This window comes from Fibrobacter succinogenes subsp. succinogenes S85 (assembly GCF_000146505.1).
GTDB lineage: Bacteria > Fibrobacterota > Fibrobacteria > Fibrobacterales > Fibrobacteraceae > Fibrobacter > Fibrobacter succinogenes.
In genome coordinates, this window is record NC_017448.1 from 2,817,276 (window position 1) to 2,833,365 (window position 16,090).

9 protein-coding genes, 3 tRNA genes and 3 rRNA genes are annotated in these 16,090 nt (G+C 52.3%); 14 read left to right on the forward strand and 1 reads right to left on the reverse strand.

Annotated features, from left to right (window positions below; translation table 11 throughout):
- Nucleotides 1-95: 95 nt before the first annotated feature.
- A complete protein-coding gene (locus FSU_RS11555) occupies nucleotides 96-1,463 on the reverse strand; it encodes a toxin-antitoxin system YwqK family antitoxin (RefSeq protein ID WP_015732154.1) in 1,368 nt (455 codons plus the stop codon).
- Between the two features lie 76 nt (nucleotides 1,464-1,539).
- On the opposite strand from FSU_RS11555, the gene FSU_RS11560 reads away from it, so the two are divergent.
- The 14 genes from FSU_RS11560 to rrf all read left to right on the forward strand — a co-directional run bounded on the left by FSU_RS11560 (nucleotide 1,540) and on the right by rrf (nucleotide 15,709).
- Complete coding sequence (locus tag FSU_RS11560) at nucleotides 1,540-2,283, forward strand: hypothetical protein (RefSeq protein ID WP_014546588.1); 744 nt, start codon at nucleotides 1,540-1,542, stop codon at nucleotides 2,281-2,283.
- Nucleotides 2,284-2,292: 9 nt separating this feature from the next.
- On the forward strand, nucleotides 2,293-2,913 hold the full coding sequence (locus FSU_RS11565) for a hypothetical protein (RefSeq protein ID WP_015732155.1): 621 nt from the start codon (nucleotides 2,293-2,295) through the stop codon (nucleotides 2,911-2,913).
- Nucleotides 2,913-3,647 (forward strand): beta/alpha barrel domain-containing protein, encoded by a 735-nt coding sequence (locus FSU_RS11570; protein WP_014546589.1) that lies wholly within the window; start codon nucleotides 2,913-2,915, stop codon nucleotides 3,645-3,647. The genes FSU_RS11565 and FSU_RS11570 overlap by 1 nt, the downstream gene beginning before the upstream one ends.
- Nucleotides 3,648-3,708: 61 nt before the next feature.
- Nucleotides 3,709-3,792: transfer RNA gene (locus FSU_RS11575), tRNA-Leu, on the forward strand.
- Between the two features lie 57 nt (nucleotides 3,793-3,849).
- Nucleotides 3,850-4,440, forward strand: a complete 591-nt coding sequence (locus FSU_RS11580; RefSeq protein WP_014546590.1) for a GNAT family N-acetyltransferase — start codon at nucleotides 3,850-3,852, stop codon at nucleotides 4,438-4,440.
- 237 nt (nucleotides 4,441-4,677) lie between these two features.
- Nucleotides 4,678-5,523, forward strand: coding sequence for a TIGR02147 family protein (locus tag FSU_RS11585; protein WP_014546591.1), 846 nt, complete (start codon nucleotides 4,678-4,680; stop codon nucleotides 5,521-5,523).
- Nucleotides 5,520-6,791: a carbohydrate binding domain-containing protein gene (locus tag FSU_RS11590; RefSeq protein ID WP_244263629.1), complete on the forward strand. Its 1,272-nt coding sequence runs from the start codon at nucleotides 5,520-5,522 to the stop codon at nucleotides 6,789-6,791. Before FSU_RS11585 ends, FSU_RS11590 begins: the two co-directional genes overlap by 4 nt.
- Nucleotides 6,792-6,811: 20 nt before the next feature.
- Nucleotides 6,812-8,542, forward strand: a complete 1,731-nt coding sequence (locus tag FSU_RS11595) for an alpha-1,4-glucan--maltose-1-phosphate maltosyltransferase (RefSeq protein ID WP_014546593.1) — start codon at nucleotides 6,812-6,814, stop codon at nucleotides 8,540-8,542.
- 170 nt (nucleotides 8,543-8,712) lie between these two features.
- Nucleotides 8,713-10,134, forward strand: coding sequence for a glycosyl hydrolase family 5 (locus FSU_RS11600; protein WP_244263630.1), 1,422 nt, complete (start codon nucleotides 8,713-8,715; stop codon nucleotides 10,132-10,134).
- Nucleotides 10,135-10,668: 534 nt separating this feature from the next.
- Nucleotides 10,669-12,167, forward strand: a 16S ribosomal RNA gene (locus FSU_RS11610).
- Nucleotides 12,168-12,254: 87 nt separating this feature from the next.
- Nucleotides 12,255-12,328, forward strand: a tRNA-Ile gene (locus tag FSU_RS11615).
- A 6-nt stretch (nucleotides 12,329-12,334) separates the two neighbouring features.
- Nucleotides 12,335-12,407, forward strand: a tRNA-Ala gene (locus FSU_RS11620).
- A 176-nt stretch (nucleotides 12,408-12,583) separates the two neighbouring features.
- Nucleotides 12,584-15,488, forward strand: a 23S ribosomal RNA gene (locus FSU_RS11625).
- Nucleotides 15,489-15,594: 106 nt separating this feature from the next.
- Nucleotides 15,595-15,709: ribosomal RNA gene (gene rrf, locus FSU_RS11630) — 5S ribosomal RNA — on the forward strand.
- Together the 16S, 23S and 5S rRNA genes with 2 tRNA genes alongside form the textbook arrangement of a ribosomal RNA operon.
- Nucleotides 15,710-16,090 lie beyond the last annotated feature (381 nt).

Sequence of the window (16,090 nt, forward strand, 5' to 3'; positions counted from 1 at the left end):
TATGGGGTATGGGCTCGGCACTTCGTGCCTTTGAGGTATGGGCTATTACCCCAAAGCGAAGCGACCTCATACCCCAAAGCACCGTAGGTGCGCGCTCATTGCCCTAAAATGTGCATAATCACGGGCCGGTTCTTGCCGGCTTCTGTTTTATGTATTGTGAGCTTGCCGGTGCTATCGTAACTGAACTGCTCGCCGACGCGTTCGCCGTTCACGTAGTTGAGGCTGTCTTTCAATATGCCGCTCGGGTACCAGTTGCGCCAGATGCCGTGGCGTTTGGATTTGTTGTCTTTTGGATCTTGTTGCCAGAACCCTTCGCTTGCCATTTTGCCACCCATGCTGTCTGGGTAGAAACTGCGGCTTGTTTGAATATGCGGTGTGCTGTGCGAGCTATCGGCGGTGCTATCCTCGCGTACCCAGAGTTCTTCGTACAAAAGAACGTGTCCTTTTTGAATGTAACGGAGTGTTGCCGGATACTTGCCTATGCTTTGTTTGAAATCGTCTTTGAGACTTAAAGTGCAAGAGTCAAGCGTTCCATTGGGTTCTGAAGAACGGACGAATAGGGTTTCTGCACAGAACAGCGTGGAAGAATTTGCGCATGTTCCGTAAGCGATGCCGGTAACTTCGGATTTATTTGTGGAATCTTCCGCAATAAAACTGCTTTCTCGGACAATGTTGTTGTTCTCGTCGAACCACTGTATTTTTTCACGCCCCTTGAAAAAGCTTGACTTGATTTTTTTGATGAGGGAACCGTCTGCCCTGTAGAATGTTAGAGGCAATGGAGCGAATTGACTTTGTATAACCCCCTCTTCCATGATTTGCGCTTGTTCGCAATTTCCGGCGGCAGAATCAACGGGTCCGTATGATTCGTAGTATTTTTTGTAATTGCCTTCTAAATAGCCGTTCACGCAATCGTAGTATTCCGTGATTTTGCAGTTTCTCCCAAAACGCTTGACATATCCGTTGGCTTCATGGCATCTATTTTCTTCGGCAAGTACTCCGTTGTCGTGAAAATGTTTCCACACTCCGATGTGGTTCCCGTTGTCGTCGTAATGCCTTTCAATTGCTTTTACCCCATTGTGGTGCCATCCTTCCCAGTCGCCAACAGGGTGGTCATCCTTGTAATACTGGACCGCTTCAACTTTCTTGTTCTGGTAGTAGACCGTCCACTTGCCGTCTTTTTTCCCTTTGTTGTAGCGTCCGATCATCGCGACATCGCCAAAGCCTGTCCAACGTTTGAATTCACCATGCGGGAGGCTGTCTTCGTAAGGAATTTCGAGTTCCTTGATGCCGTCGTTGTACCATTCGTTACGCTTGAGGATGGTTCCGTCAGGGTAGACCCAGATGGATGTCTTTTTGACGCCATTTGCGTGCCTTGCGAGGATATGTTCTTCAGCCCGCTCGACTGTACAGCCGGCGAAATAGCATAAAATGGCAAAAAAGGCGATTAAATGACGGAGTCTCATTGTTCGTAAAGTAGAAAAAAAGTAATTTCTAGATGTGAACGGACAGACGAAAAAATCAATTGCAGAAACTTTGCACATGAAAATCCAGACGCCCTGGATTTGGCTTGTCGTCGTCCTTACGATTTGCCTCACGGCACTGTTTTACGTTTCGCAAAAACCGCAGGTTGCCGTTTATTCCCAATACGTGAAGTCGCTTTGCGATTACCAGTTTGCCGATGCAAGCCTCATGCGCTCAATGGAACGTGTCCGTAGCGGTTACGAGGTGGATTCGGCGGTGGTGCTTGCGCAGATGATGACGCTCCGTGAAGTGGCGCTCTCGTTTGATGCTGGCATCCAAAAGCTCGAACAGGCGGGCTTTTCTGCGCCTCCGGCTTCCTCGGTTTCGCATTTCAAGTCGAGCGTGTTGGCGAAGGTTTCTTGCTCGCAGCGCTACCTTTCGGAACGTTCCGCTTGGATCAATGAACTGGAGAATGTTTACCGCTTGATGGAGATGAACGCTTCGGAAATGGATTTATCGCTTTTGCGCAAGCTTGATTCTGCGCGTGCAGGGTACGACGTGTTGACGGAGGGCCTCGTGTTGCCGGAGTCGATTAACAAGCGAGTGGTGTCGTTGCTTGAGAAAAATCGGGATTTGCATAATGCCTGGAACCAGTTCGATAATGAAAAAACGTTGAGCGCAAGTGACGAACTGCTCCATTTTTTTCAGATGGAAAATGTGAAGGAAATTTCGCTGTCGGCGAAGGTCCCGCTTGCGTTTTACTTTTTGTCGCTGGTCCTTTTGCTAGCCACGTTCTTCTTTATATTCAAGTCTAAACAGTAAGGAATTGCAATGTCTGTTTTTCGTGTCCGTAAAATCGCTTTTATCAATTTTGGTCTGCTGCTGATTTTCCTTGCGAGTTGGATTTCGTGGTACATCTATCCGTTGGCGAGGAGTATCACGAAGGAATATAATGCCGTTGAAATGACCGACGGCTCGGTTGAATATGGGCTCACAAAAGAGCTCGGGTTCCTTTCGGAAGATGTCTTTTACGGCAAGGTGAGCTATGCCGCGGTTCCGAGCCTGTTCGGCGGTTCGAACATCCCATTCTTTGATAAAATCTATTTCCAGCTTAATGGGGATTCCAAGTGTACGTTCGTCCTTTATGCGACCGATGAAATTCTGGATGAACTTGCAGAATGGTACGATTTTTCGGCAACGAACGCTAGCAATGTCTCGATGGAAGTCCGTGCGGTCAAGGTGGGCGACAAGTATATTGTGAAGTCTATGGAATCGACGGAAGGCGAGCTCAGCTGGGAATTCCTGATGGATGGTTATCATTTCTACTGGTGCTTCTTGGGCATCGGTTTGGTTGCTTTTATGTTCTTTGTTGGGCTGGTGCTGATTATTGTCGGGGTTATCCATAAACCGTATCGGGCAGAGAACGTGATTCCGCTGAATGGCGAGTCGTAATGAAACTGTTTAGCTTTGCGGTCTTACTGTTTGCTTTATTGCTTTCAAGTGTTCCTGTGCTTGCTGTACCGGATTCGCTTTTGGTTGATGTGCGGGGAACGTCTTTCCAGAGTCCAACGGGCATTTGGTGGCCGAAAGCTGCTAAAGCGAAAGTGAAGACTTTGCGCAAGACTGCGCCGGTTGTCGTGTGGTTCCATGGCGGTATGGGGAGCGCAAATTGTGCGAAAGGGCTTGTCGCCGGTACTGATTTTGCTGAACTTTATCCTGAAAAAATAGTGGTGAGTGTTTCGGCTTGCCGTGAGAATCACTGGGGCTCGCCGGCTGCAATTACTGCTGTCGATGCGGCGCTTGATTCTATTGCCGCTCGCAGGAAAGCTCCGGTGGAACGTGTTTCGCTGGTGGGCGTTTCGGACGGTTCGTTGGGAGTGCTTGTCTATTCGCTTGAAGGCCGTCGTGCGGTAGAAGACCGTTTGCTTATGAGCTCGTTTGGGGCGTTCTTGGGTGAGCCTGCGGGGCTTGCGTCACCGAAGAAAATGCGGACGGGACGTTTCCGCTTTTTGCAGGGCGGCAAGGACAGGCTGTATCCGTCGGACCAGACTGTGCCGTGGATTACGGAATTTTGCAAGGCTGTTCAGGTGGACTGCGAACTCCGGTTCGACCCCGAAGGCGAACACGACTGGAGCTACTGGAAGGCTAAACGGATGGACTGGATCCGCGACGCCATCCGTAAATAAGTGCCAAATTTCCGCCACCCCTTGACAAATAGGTGTTTTTTTTCAAAATTTGGTTCACCACGCGGATGTGGTGGAACTGGTAGACACGCTAGATTCAGGTTCTAGTGCTCGCAAGGGCATGAAGGTTCAAGTCCTTTCATCCGCACTGAAAAACCCGGTAGTTCGCTATCGGGTTTTTCGTTTTGCTATTGTTGAGTTGGATATGGACGATTTTTTAGACGAAGATCTTAGCGAATTCTCGCTGCAAGAAGTTGAAGGCGAAAGCGTCGTATTGCGACCGCTTGGCGAAGCGGACGTGCAACCGCTGTTTGCGCTGATCGAAGAATCTCGCGAGTTCTTGTCGGAGCACTTGCCGTGGCCCGCCGAGGAATGTCGTTCTCCCGAAGATGTTTCTGCGAAAATTGATGCTTGGGACATGCAGGCGCAGATGTCAAATGGCGCTTGCTGGGGCATTTTCGAGAAGGGCGCAAACGCAGATTTAAAAATCGCGGGCTGCATCATGCTTGGCTGGGTGCAGTGGAAAAATCGCTCGGCGACCGTAAGCTATTGGCTTGGTCAAAAATTTTGCGGTCGCGGTCTCGCAACTGAAGCGCTTTTGCTTGTGGCGGGCGAATCTTTTGCGATGGGGCTGAACCGTCTTGAACTTACATCTTCGGTCAATAATCCTAAGAGTGCCGCAGTCGCTCGCCGTGCCGGATTCCAGGAAGAAGGTATCTGCCGCGAGTACGAATGCCTCCATGGGCATTTTGAGGACCATATCCGCTTTTCACTTCTTGCAAAAGATTTTTGCTGAACGTTGCTATAGTCCAAGACTATCGCTCCTTTTGTCTCAAGTCTAGCGATGGGGCGTTGCGGGGTGTCCCCGCTCGAAGGGGTGATGGAAGACCCGGCGAGCCGGGGCTGCAATCAGGGGGAGTCTTCCCCCCACTTCCTACCGCCTACTTCCTACTGTCTACTTTGGTTACCTCAGTAAACGATAAAAGCTTTTTATCCTTTGCTTTTGTGCCTGAACACTTCTATTTTTTAGAATATGGAAACAGGAGAAAATCGCATAGTTGAACCTGATGTTCTGCAATACACGAACTACCGTGTATATTTGCGGGACTACTATGAGTTCAAAAAGAAAACGGTTCCGGCGTTCAGCCTCCGTTTCTTCGCGGAGAAGGCAGGGCTTTCGAGTCATGCCCATCTCAAGCTCACGATTGACGGAAAGCGAAATATTACAAAGAACACGGTGGTAAAGCTCATCCACGGCCTCGGCTTGGATGGCCAGCGTGCTGCGTATTTCGAAAGTCTTGTTTTCTTCAATCAGGCTCAGACGGATGCGGATAAGCAGGTTTACTACGCCCAGCTTTTGAAGGCTAGCCCGCGCTCCAAGCTGCACAAGATGGATGCTGCTCAGTTCCGTATTTTCCGCGAATGGCACCACTCCGCGATTCTCGAAATGGTGGCGCTCAAGGATTTTCGCCCGATTCCCGACTGGATTTCCAAGCGCCTCGGCGGTCTCATTACGCCTGCCCAGGTGACGGAATCTCTTAAACTTCTCGTGGAACTGGGACTTCTGGTAAAGACCGCGAACGGTTACCGCCAGCGCGACCCCCTGATTACTACCGACGATGAAGTCCAGGATTTGATGGTCAAGATGTACCATCTGCAGATGCTCAAGCTCTCGGCAGACATGCTTTCGGCGCTTCCGGGCTCGCAAAGGGACGTTTCTGCCCTGACTTTCAGCATAAAACGCGAAGATTTCCCCAATTTGAAAAAACATTTGCAACTGATGCGCAAAGAACTACTAGATTTCTCAGCAAAGGCTGGGGAAGGTGAGGATGTTGTGCAAATCAATATCCAGCTGTACCCTCTAACCCGAGGAGTATGATGCGTTCTTTGTGTTCAATAATCGGTTGCGTGCTTGTGGCATTGTGGGCGGTCGGATGTTCTGAATCCGACTCTACGGCCGGTATTGAAATTGGAAATCCGGAAATTGCGCAGAATTTGGGACTCACGGCGGAGTTCTCGGTGGACTATTCGGAGGCAAAGCCGGTGGCTCTTGTCAAGGCGGCCGCAGAAGACGAAAAGGTCGTGATCGATACGTTCCAGCTCACGCTCTCCGAGGTCCGTTCGTATTGCAGCTTCTATACGGGCGTGTCCGTTGATGTGAAGAATGGTCAGCAGATTTGGCCGTACGAGGATGACCCGGCGGCAGTGCTCCCCATATCGTTTACGGATGGCGCTTATGTCAAGGAAGCCTTCTACAATATCAACTTGAAAAATGGCGGGTTCCTCAAGGAAATCGGTGTCCGCTTTGAAGTCGGCAAAAAAGAGGGTGTCAACTCGATTTACGGGCGTATCCGTCAAAATGGCAAGGAAATCCCGTTTATCTACGAGATGAACAACTTCCAGCTGTTTGAGCTGATGTACAATCATTCGCAGATTGGAATTCAGGATTCTGCGGTGAATTTGTCTGTAGAGTTCCGCGTACACCGCTTTGTTGGCGGGCTGGATCTTTCGTCTGCAAAGGTTGGCGATGATGGAGTTATCCGATTCAGCAAGTCTGAAAATGTGGACCTTTGGAAATCGCTGAATGAAAGGTTCTTGCCGAGCTTCCAGTGCCTGCGCTTCAAGTACACGGGCGCAGATGGTGCCGAATATGACGGCTTTGTGGACGATATCTGGGAAGAAATTGTCGAACCTCTGAACAAGAACTTTATTTCTAACGGTGACTTTAGTGACGGTGGCAATGAATGGATTTTCCATAGGCAGTTCAACGGTGTTGCCGATACGTCTATCGTCAAGGAAAAGAATTCGAATGTGATGCGTGTCCATGTGACTCGGGGTGGCGACTTTTCGTATAGCGTTCAGTTGCTGCACGAAAATCTTCCCTTGGTGGCTGGTGCTACGTACAAATTTATATTCACCATTTGGTCCGATATCGAGGGCGAGGTGACCGCTCGCCTTGCCAATTCCATTTACAACAATGAAACTAACGGGTTCCAGGAACACGTCAAGGTGTCGACTTCCGGGAAGTCGTTTGAAATTGAATTTACCCCGGAAAAAACGGATCCGAACGCCCGTCTGGACTTGAATTTGGGCAAGGCCGAAAGAACTATTTGGATTAAGGATGTGCAGTTGATTAGAATTAAGTAGTTTGCTAAATTCTAGTCATTATGGCTACTATTCCAACTCTAAAAGAAAATCTCGTTATTGAAAATATCCGCCCGAGCATTGAGGGCGGCCGCTTCATGCTCAAGCGTGAACCCGGTGATACCGTGACCCTCCAGGCAGACATCTTCCGCCACAGTCACGAAAAGTACGATGCTGCGATTTTTTACCGCCACGTTTCCAAGAAAAAGTGGGAACAGGCTCCGATGCATTTTGTCGACAATGACTTGTGGGAAGGCTCCTTCACTGTCGGCAACATCGGCTATTACGAATACAAAATTTGCGCATGGACCAAGGAACCGAAGGATGTTCCGACCGAAAGTCCGGTGATGAAGCTCCGTGTGGACCCGGTCTACAGCCGCGTGGGTACGTGGTACGAAATGTGGCCGAAGAGCCAGGGAACGGATCCGAAAAAATCTGCGACTTGGAAGGATTGCGAAAAGCAGCTCGACTACATTGCAGGGCTTGGCTTCGATACTGTTTACCTTGTTCCGATCCACCCGATTGGTGTCACGAACCGTAAGGGCGCAAACAACGCGCTCCACGCCAAGGTCGACAAGAAGGGCAATCCGCTTGAACCGGGATGCCCGTATGCCGTTGGTAACAAGAACGGCGGTCATTACGATGTGGATCCGGAACTCGGGACCATGAAGGACTTTGAACATTTTGCAAAGACCGCTCGCGCCAAGGGACTTCGCCTTGCGCTCGATATCGCGCTCAACTGCAGCCCGGACCATCCGTATGTGAAGTCTCACCCGGAATGGTTCTACCACGAACCGGATGGCAGCATCAAGTTTGCAGAAAACCCGCCCAAGAAGTACGAAGACATCTACCCGTTCGATTACTACAACGAGAACTACAAGGAACTCTGGAAGGAAATCGAAAACATTATTTTGTTCTGGGCCGACAAGGGCGTTGAAATTTTCCGTATCGATAACCCGCACACCAAACCGTTCCCGTTCTGGGAATGGCTCATTGCTGACGTGAAGGAAAAACGTCCGGAACTCGTGTTCCTCGCCGAAGCTTTCACGCGCCCGAAGATGATGCACCGCCTTGCAAAGTCCGGCTTTGACATGAGCTACACGTATTTCGCATGGCGTTCTGCAAAGTGGGAATTCGAACAGTACTTGAAGGAACTCACGCAGTCCGACGCTAAGGAATACATGCGTGGTATCTTCTTCCCGACAACTCCGGATATCTTCCCGAAGTATCTTGCATACAAAGGTGCAAACGCCTTTAAGCAGCGCTACTTCTTGGCTGCGACGCTTTCGAGCCTCACGGGTATGTACAACGGATACGAACTCTGCGAAAACATCCCGAGCCCGATCAAGGAAGAACTCGCCGATAGCGAAAAGTATCAGTACAAAGTGCACAACTGGTCTGGTCCGGGCATTCAAGACTTTGTTCGTCGTCTGAATGTTGCCCGTCAGGAACATGTCGCCTTGCAGGAATATGATAACCTCGATTTCCATTACGCTCAGAACGACCAGCTCATGGTTTACTCCAAGAAGTCTGGCGATGACGTGATTCTCTGCGTGTGCAATATGGACATGGACCACGTGCAGGAAGGTATTGTTGAACTCGACATGGCAAAGCTTGGCCTCCAGAACGATTCGTTCTTCTTCTTGAAGGACATCGTGACTGGCGAAAGCTATGTATGGCGTGGTAACAAGAACTATGTGAAGCTTGACCCTGCAAAGGCTCCTGGTCACATGTTCGTGGTGAAGAAGATCTAAAAACTTGCGAATCGCGAACGAAACGCCACAATCGCAATTGGAAACGCCCCGGAAGCCGCCGCTCCCGGGCGTTTTTTTAGATTGCTCACAAAAACTCTTTTTAAAAGCTTTTTTTGTGTCTTTTTTAGAGGATTAAATCTAATTTTAGACGAGGTATTTAAAGGATGATTATGAAAAAAATTTTATTGAGTTCTATATTGGCTGCGGGCGCTTGTGCAATGTTTAATGCCTGCTCTGATGATTCTCCGTCTCCGCTTACTCCGTCTGTTGCGGCATCTTCATCGAGTGTTGATTGGCTTGTTGGAAGCAGCTCTAGTGTAGATGGGAATAGCGATTTGGGATCCAGCTCTTCTGTTGTGCCGGGGTCCAGTACCTCTAACTCGAGTTCTTCTGTGGTTGTACCGCCTAATTCGGCGACGAGTTCTAGCAATGATGGGCCGTCTCAGTCGAGCTCTTCTGTCAATCCGACATCTAGCGCCACTCCGAATTCGTCAGCCGTTGAAAGCTCTAGCAGTGCTGAACCAGAATTAGGTGCAGATGGATTCCCGACTCTTGAATCTTACGGCCCGCCTCCGGCCGAATACACCAAGGACATTAGCGCTACGGCAAAGCGCGGTTGGAATACCCGCTATTGGGACGCTTGCAAGCCGCATTGCTCTTGGCTTAGGGAAAACGCTAACGATGTGACTCGTGCAGACACGTCTTCCGATGCGGCCTACATTGCCGACTATGGCACTGCGCGTAACTGCAACATTCGCGATGTCGAAGTCCCCACCTTTACCTTGGGTGATGTTTCGAAGTCCTGGTTCGGTTACAACGGGACCAGGAGCGCTTGCGGCGACGAAAAGGAAAAGGGCGTGTTCACCTGCACGGACATGGCGCCTATTGCCGTGAACGACACGCTTTCTTATGCGTACGTTGCGGGCACTGCCGATAGCAAGTGCGGCAAGTGCTATCACTTGCAGTACGATGGCCACTTCGCGAACGAGATGGAAAACAACCCGCCAAGGGAAACCCACAAGGCGCTCAAGGGCAAGCACATGATTGTGATGGCCTCCAACATCGGTAACGATGTGGCGGGCGGTAATGCTAATTTACCTGCAGGCCAGTTCGACTTGATGGTGCCGGGCGGTGGCGTGGGCGCCTTTGACGCTCTTACTGTTCAGGTAAACAAAGGCCGCGACTTCAACTGGGGCGCAGGCTTTGGCGGATTCTTGACCGAATGCCAGAACAAGCTCGGTTACGATGCTACTCTCGCCGCGTACCAGACTTGCATCAAGGATATGTGCGACGCGGCCTTCGGCGACGCAGGCCTTCCGAACCTGTTGCGCGGTTGCCATTGGTTTGCCGACTGGTACAAGGCTGCAGACAATCCGACCTACTACATCGAAGAAGTGGAATGCCCGCAGTACTTGATCGACCATTACATGAGCCGATTCAACACCACTACGCAAACCAACATCAAGAAGGTGACGGACTGGTCCACTTACAAGGAAGGCGATGTGCTTGACACGCTCCATTGCTGGAAGGCAGGCGAGGCTCCTCCGGAAAACGGCTGGCAAAATCCGAGCGCCGGCTGCGATGTTAAATAAAGTAATCGAATAGATTTGAGACTCCTCGCACTCCGCGAGGAGTTTTTTGTGGAACGCCGTAGTGTTTTGGAAAATTGCTAGGTGCTTTGGTGTAAAACATCATGGCGGGCCCCGTACGCCATCCCCTGGCCGTGGCGCCCCGAAGATTTTTGTTTACAGAATGTGAATAATGTGTAGTACCGACGGAATACATCCCGTTTTTATCGAAAAAAGTGAAAAAAAGTGAATTTTTTTCACAATTACCCCTTGCAAATGTTCGTGAAAATTCTATAATTGGCGCCGTTCCTGAGAGACGAGGCCGAAACGAAGAAACGAAAGCCGAGAACGAAGGAAAAAGCGAAAGCCCGCGAGACTTTCGGGAAGATTGAAGGAATCGGAGATGTGCTTAGTGACGGCCCAAGAAAATTTCTTGGAAGTCAATTAATCAAGAGGCGAGAGTCGCGACCAAGCCATGCTTGGGCATGACCGAGCCGAAGATTTAAGCGATACTTTAAGTATCGCCATTTACGAAAAACAGGACAGACTATTTTAAAATCAATGAAGAGTTTGATCCTGGCTCAGAACGAACGCTGGTGGCGTGTCTTATACATGCAAGTCGAGCGAGGCAGCAATGCCGAGCGGCGAACGGGTGAGTAACGCGTAAGCAATCTGCCCCATATCAGGAAATACCCGTGCCAACGCGCGGTTAATGTCCAGGAGAGTGGCCTTCCGCATGGAGGGTTGACTAGAGATTTATCGGTATGGGATGAGCTTGCGTCCGATTAGCTAGTTGGCGGGGCAACGGCCCACCAAGGCGACGATCGGTAGCCGGCCTGAGAGGGTGATCGGCCACATTGGGACTGAGATACGGCCCAGACTCCTACGGGAGGCAGCAGTAGGGAATATTGCACAATGGGGGAAACCCTGATGCAGCAACGCCACGTGTGGGAAGAAGCATTTCGGTGTGTAAACCACTGTCATGAGGGAATAAGGCCCGCCTTCGGGCGGGATTGAATGTACCTTGAGAGGAAGCACCGGCAAACTTCGTGCCAGCAGCCGCGGTAATACGAGGGGTGCAAGCGTTGTTCGGAATTACTGGGCGTAAAGGGAGCGTAGGCGGAGATTCAAGCGGATTGTACAATCCCGGGGCCCAACCCCGGTTCTGCAGTCCGAACTGGATCTCTTGGATAGTTCAGGGGCAGGCGGAATTCCTGGTGTAGCGGTGGAATGCGTAGAGATCAGGAAGAACACCGATGGCGAAGGCAGCCTGCTGGGGACTTATCGACGCTGAGGCTCGAAAGTGCGGGTAGCAAACAGGATTAGATACCCTGGTAGTCCGCACCGTAAACAATGCATACTGGGTGTCCGGGGGGTTCCCCGGGTACCGTAGCCAACGCGTTAAGTATGCCGCCTGGGGAGTACGTACGCAAGTATGAAACTCAAAGGAATTGACGGGGGCCCGCACAAGCGGTGGAGCATGTGGTTTAATTCGAAGCAACGCGCAGAACCTTACCAGGGTTTGACATGGGAACGCCGCGGCGAGAGATCGCCGTTTTGCAGCAATGCAACGTTCCGCACAGGTGCTGCATGGCTGTCGTCAGCTCGTGTCGTGAGATGTTGGGTTAAGTCCCGCAACGAGCGCAACCCACGTTTCCAGTTGCCACCCGCAAGGGGGCCCTCTGGAGAGACTGCCGGGGACAACCCGGAGGAAGGTGTGGATGACGTCAAGTCCTCATGGCCCTTACATCCTGGGCTACACACGTGCTACAATGGTCGGTACAATGGGTCGCAACGCCGCGAGGCGGAGCCAATCCTCAAAGCCGTCCTCAGTTCGGATCGGAGTCTGCAACTCGACTCCGTGAAGCTGGAATCGCTAGTAATCGTGGGTCAGCACACCACGGTGAATACGTTCCCGGGCCTTGTACACACCGCCCGTCAAGCCATGGGAGAAGGGAGTGCTCTAAGTCGTGCAAGCGCCTAAAGCAAGACCTTTGACTGGGGCTAAGTCGTAACAAGGTAGCCGTACCGGAAGGTGCGGCTGGATTACCTCCTTTAAGGAGTAAATCTGGAACACAAGTTCCAACAGCCTGTTTTTCAGTGACGCCGTCATCTCAAGTACATCTCCGATTCTTTTAGAGCCCGGGTCTGTAGCTCAGCTGGTTAGAGCACCGCTCTGATAAGGCGGGGGTCAATGGTTCAAGTCCATTCAGGCCCACTTTCAGGGGTTATAGCTCAACTGGTAGAGCGCCAGCTTTGCAAGCTGGATGTTAGGAGTTCGAGTCTCCTTAGCTCCAGGAAGCACCGACCGGGTGCAACGCGGTATCCCACCGAGGATATCGGGAATATTGAAATTTCGGCATGGAAACTAACAAAGCAATCAAGCATACAGAGTGACTTGAAGCACCAAGAAAAAAAAACAGGTGGATTCGAGCTGCTCATGCGGCAGAACAGAGCTGAATCGCTGGAATTAGGATTTAAGCGAAGGAATGCACGCGGGGGATGCCTAGGCATCCGCCGGCGACGAAGGACGGGCCAAGCCCCGAAAGTCCGGTACGAGGCGCAAAGGGCCTTTGACTACCGGGGTTCCGAATGGGGAAACCCACGCGCAAGCGTATCCTCTAGATGAATACATAGTCTAGCGGAGGCAAACCCGGGGAACTGAAACATCTCAGTACCCGGAGGAAAAGAAATCAACCGAGATTCCCGTAGTAGTGGTGAGCGAACCGGGAGGAGCCCAGACGGGTTGCATACAGTGGACGGAAAGCGAAGCGGGATGGAAAGCCCCCCCCACAGCAGGTGACAGGCCTGTAGCGATCTTTAAGCTGATGTCCGTCGAAGAGTAGGGCGGGACACGTGAAATCCTGCCTGAAGACGGGGGGACCACCCTCCAAGGCTAAATACGAGCGGATGACCGATAGTGCACAGTACCATGAGGGAAAGGTGAAAAGCACCCCGAGAGGGGAGTGAAATAGCGCCTGAAACCGCGTGCATACATTCTGTCGGAGGGAGGATTCATCCTCCTGACGGCGTGCCTTTTGTTTAATGAGCCAGCGAGTTGCTCGTGTACGGCAAGGTTAAGGGCCTCAGGTCCGGAGCCGAAGCGAAAGCGAGTCTCAACTGGGCGACCAGTCGTACACGGCAGACACGAAGCCTTAGTGATCTACCCATGGCCAAGCTGAAGCGGAAGTAACATTCCGTGGAGGGCTGAACCGATATACATTGAAACGTGTTCGGATGAGCTGTGGGTAGGGGTGAAAGGCCAATCAAACTGGGCGATAGCTTGTTCTCTCCGAAACATATTTAGGTATGGCGTCATGTTAGCTTCACGGGGGTAGAGCACTGGCAGGACTAGGGGGCACACCCGCTTACCAAACCCTATCAAACTCCGAATACCGTGAACGCGATGCATGGCAGACAGCCTGCGAGTGATAAGATCCGTAGACGAAAGGGAAACAACCCTGACCACCGACTAAGCGTCCCCAAGTACGTGCCAAGTGGGAAAGGATGTGGAGCTGCACAGACAGCCAGGAGGTTAGCTTAGAAGCAGCTATCCTTTAAAGAAAGCGTAATAGCTCACTGGTCAAGCGGCTCCGCGCCAAAAATGATCGGGACTAAGCACGTCACCGAAGTCGTGGGCTCTGGCAACAGAGCGGTAGGAGAGCGTTCCGCAGGCCTGGGAAGGCGGGTGGCGATGCCCGCTGGAGGCACCGGAAACGAGAATGCTGGCATGAGTATGCGAAAATGCGGGTGAAAAACCCGCACACCGTAAGTCCAAGGGTTCCCGGGCAAGGATAATCCTCCCGGGGTCAGTCGGGATCTAAGACGAGGCCGAGAGGCGTAGCCGATGACAACCAGGTGAACATTCCTGGACCCTCCGATAAGCGTCACGACCGACGCGGCGACGCATGGGAATTCACGGGGCGGCCGATGGATGCCGCTGAAGGAGTGCGAGTCGCTGGGGCGGCAAATCCCCCCAGCACATGACCCAGGCTCCGGACCCCCGGAAGGCTTCGGCCGGAAGGGGCGCCGCGATGGACCGTGCCAGGAAAAACCGCTAAGGGAGCGAACGGAGGCCCGTACCGTAAACCGACACAGGTGGACGAGGCGAATAGCCTAAGGTGCTCGAGACAACTCGGGAGAAGGAACTCGGCAAATTAACCCCGTAACTTCGGGATAAGGGGAGCCTCCGGTCGTGAGTACGGACAGTACGGAGCGTCTGGAGGTCGCAGGGAAACGGCAGAAGCGACTGTTTACCAAAAACACAGGGCCATGCTAACACGCAAGTGGACGTATATGGTCTGACACGTGCCCGGTGCCGGAAGGTTAACAGGAGGGGTCAGCGCAAGCGAAGCCCTGAATCGAAGCCCCGGTAAACGGCGGCCGTAACTATAACGGTCCTAAGGTAGCGAAATTCCTTGTCGGGTAAGTTCCGACCTGCACGAATCGTGTAACGACTTCTGCACTGTCTCCTCCCGGGACTCGGCGAAATTGCAGTGCCGGTGAAGATGCCGGCAACCCGCACCTGGACGGAAAGACCCCATGAACCTTCACTGTATTTTGACATTGGTTTTAGGGCTGGCATGTGTAGGATAGGTGGGAGGCTACGAGCCGGCGACGCCAGTCGTCGGGGAGCCGTCCTTGAAATACCACCCTTGCCCGTTTTGAGATCTAACCTCGTCCCGTCATCCGGGACAGGGACCGTGTCTGATGGTCAGTTTGACTGGGGCGGTCGCCTCCCAAAAGGTAACGGAGGCATCCAAAGGTTCCCTCAGCGCGGTCGGCAATCGCGCGCAGAGCACAAAGGCATAAGGGAGCTTGACTGCGAGACGGACACGTCGAGCAGGTACGAAAGTAGGGCTTAGTGATCCCGCGGTACAGCGTGGAAAGGCCGTTGCTCAATGGATAAAAGGTACTCTGGGGATAACAGGCTGATCTCCCCCAAGCGTTCATAGCGACGGGGAGGTTTGGCACCTCGATGTCGGCTCGTCGCATCCTGGGGCTGGAGAAGGTCCCAAGGGTTTGGCTGTTCGCCAATTAAAGCGGCACGCGAGCTGGGTTCAAAACGTCGTGAGACAGTTTGGTCCCTATCCGGTGTGGGCGTTCGAGACTTGAGGGAAGCTGTCCTTAGTACGAGAGGACCGGGACGGACGGACCTCCGGTGTACCGGCTGTCGCGCCAGCGGCATTGCCGGGTAGCCATGTCCGGATTGGAGAAACGCTGAAGGCATCTAAGCGTGAAGCCATTCCCAAGATCAGGTCTCGCGGGGGCAACCCCCTGAAGGGCCGTCGGAGACTACGACGTCGATAGGCCGCAGGTGTAAGCGTGGCGACACGTTGAGCCGAGCGGTACTAATAGCCCGTGAGACGCTTTTCCTTTCTTTCAACGATTTGGTTCAACTGTCCCGCGTGGGCAGCCCGGACCCGCCTGGCTTCAGCACTACTGGAGATTGCAAAGAGTTTTAGGTTCCATGCATGAGTTTGTTTCAGCGGTTATCGAGTGAGGGTCACACCCGTTCCCATCCCGAACACGGAAGTTAAGCCTCAGATCGCCGATGGTACCTGGCCCCCGGGCCCGGGAGAGTAGGTCGCCGCTGGATTCTCGAGGCCCCCTGCCGACATGGCGGGGGGCCTCTTCGTTTTTTGTGCGCACCGCTCCGCCTGGCGGCTGCGCTCTCGCCATTACGGCCGGTCTGTACCGGCCGCCCATGGTTCACGGCCCCTTGAGGAACATCTCGAGGGGCCCTTTCTTTTATCTGATTAGTTTTCTATGTTGTTTGTGTTTCTTTGTCTGCACGGCCGTCGCGCCGGAAACCGCGCCGTTATGCGGACCTGCAATATTTGCACCTTGAATATTCCAACCTGGCACATTGATAAAAAGTCCAAAGAATTATCCAAGATGTATACTCTACACTTCTGCAGTAATTGTAGTTTAGGAATGTAGGCGAGCGATGTCGCTGGCCTCGGGGTTCAGTGAGGAT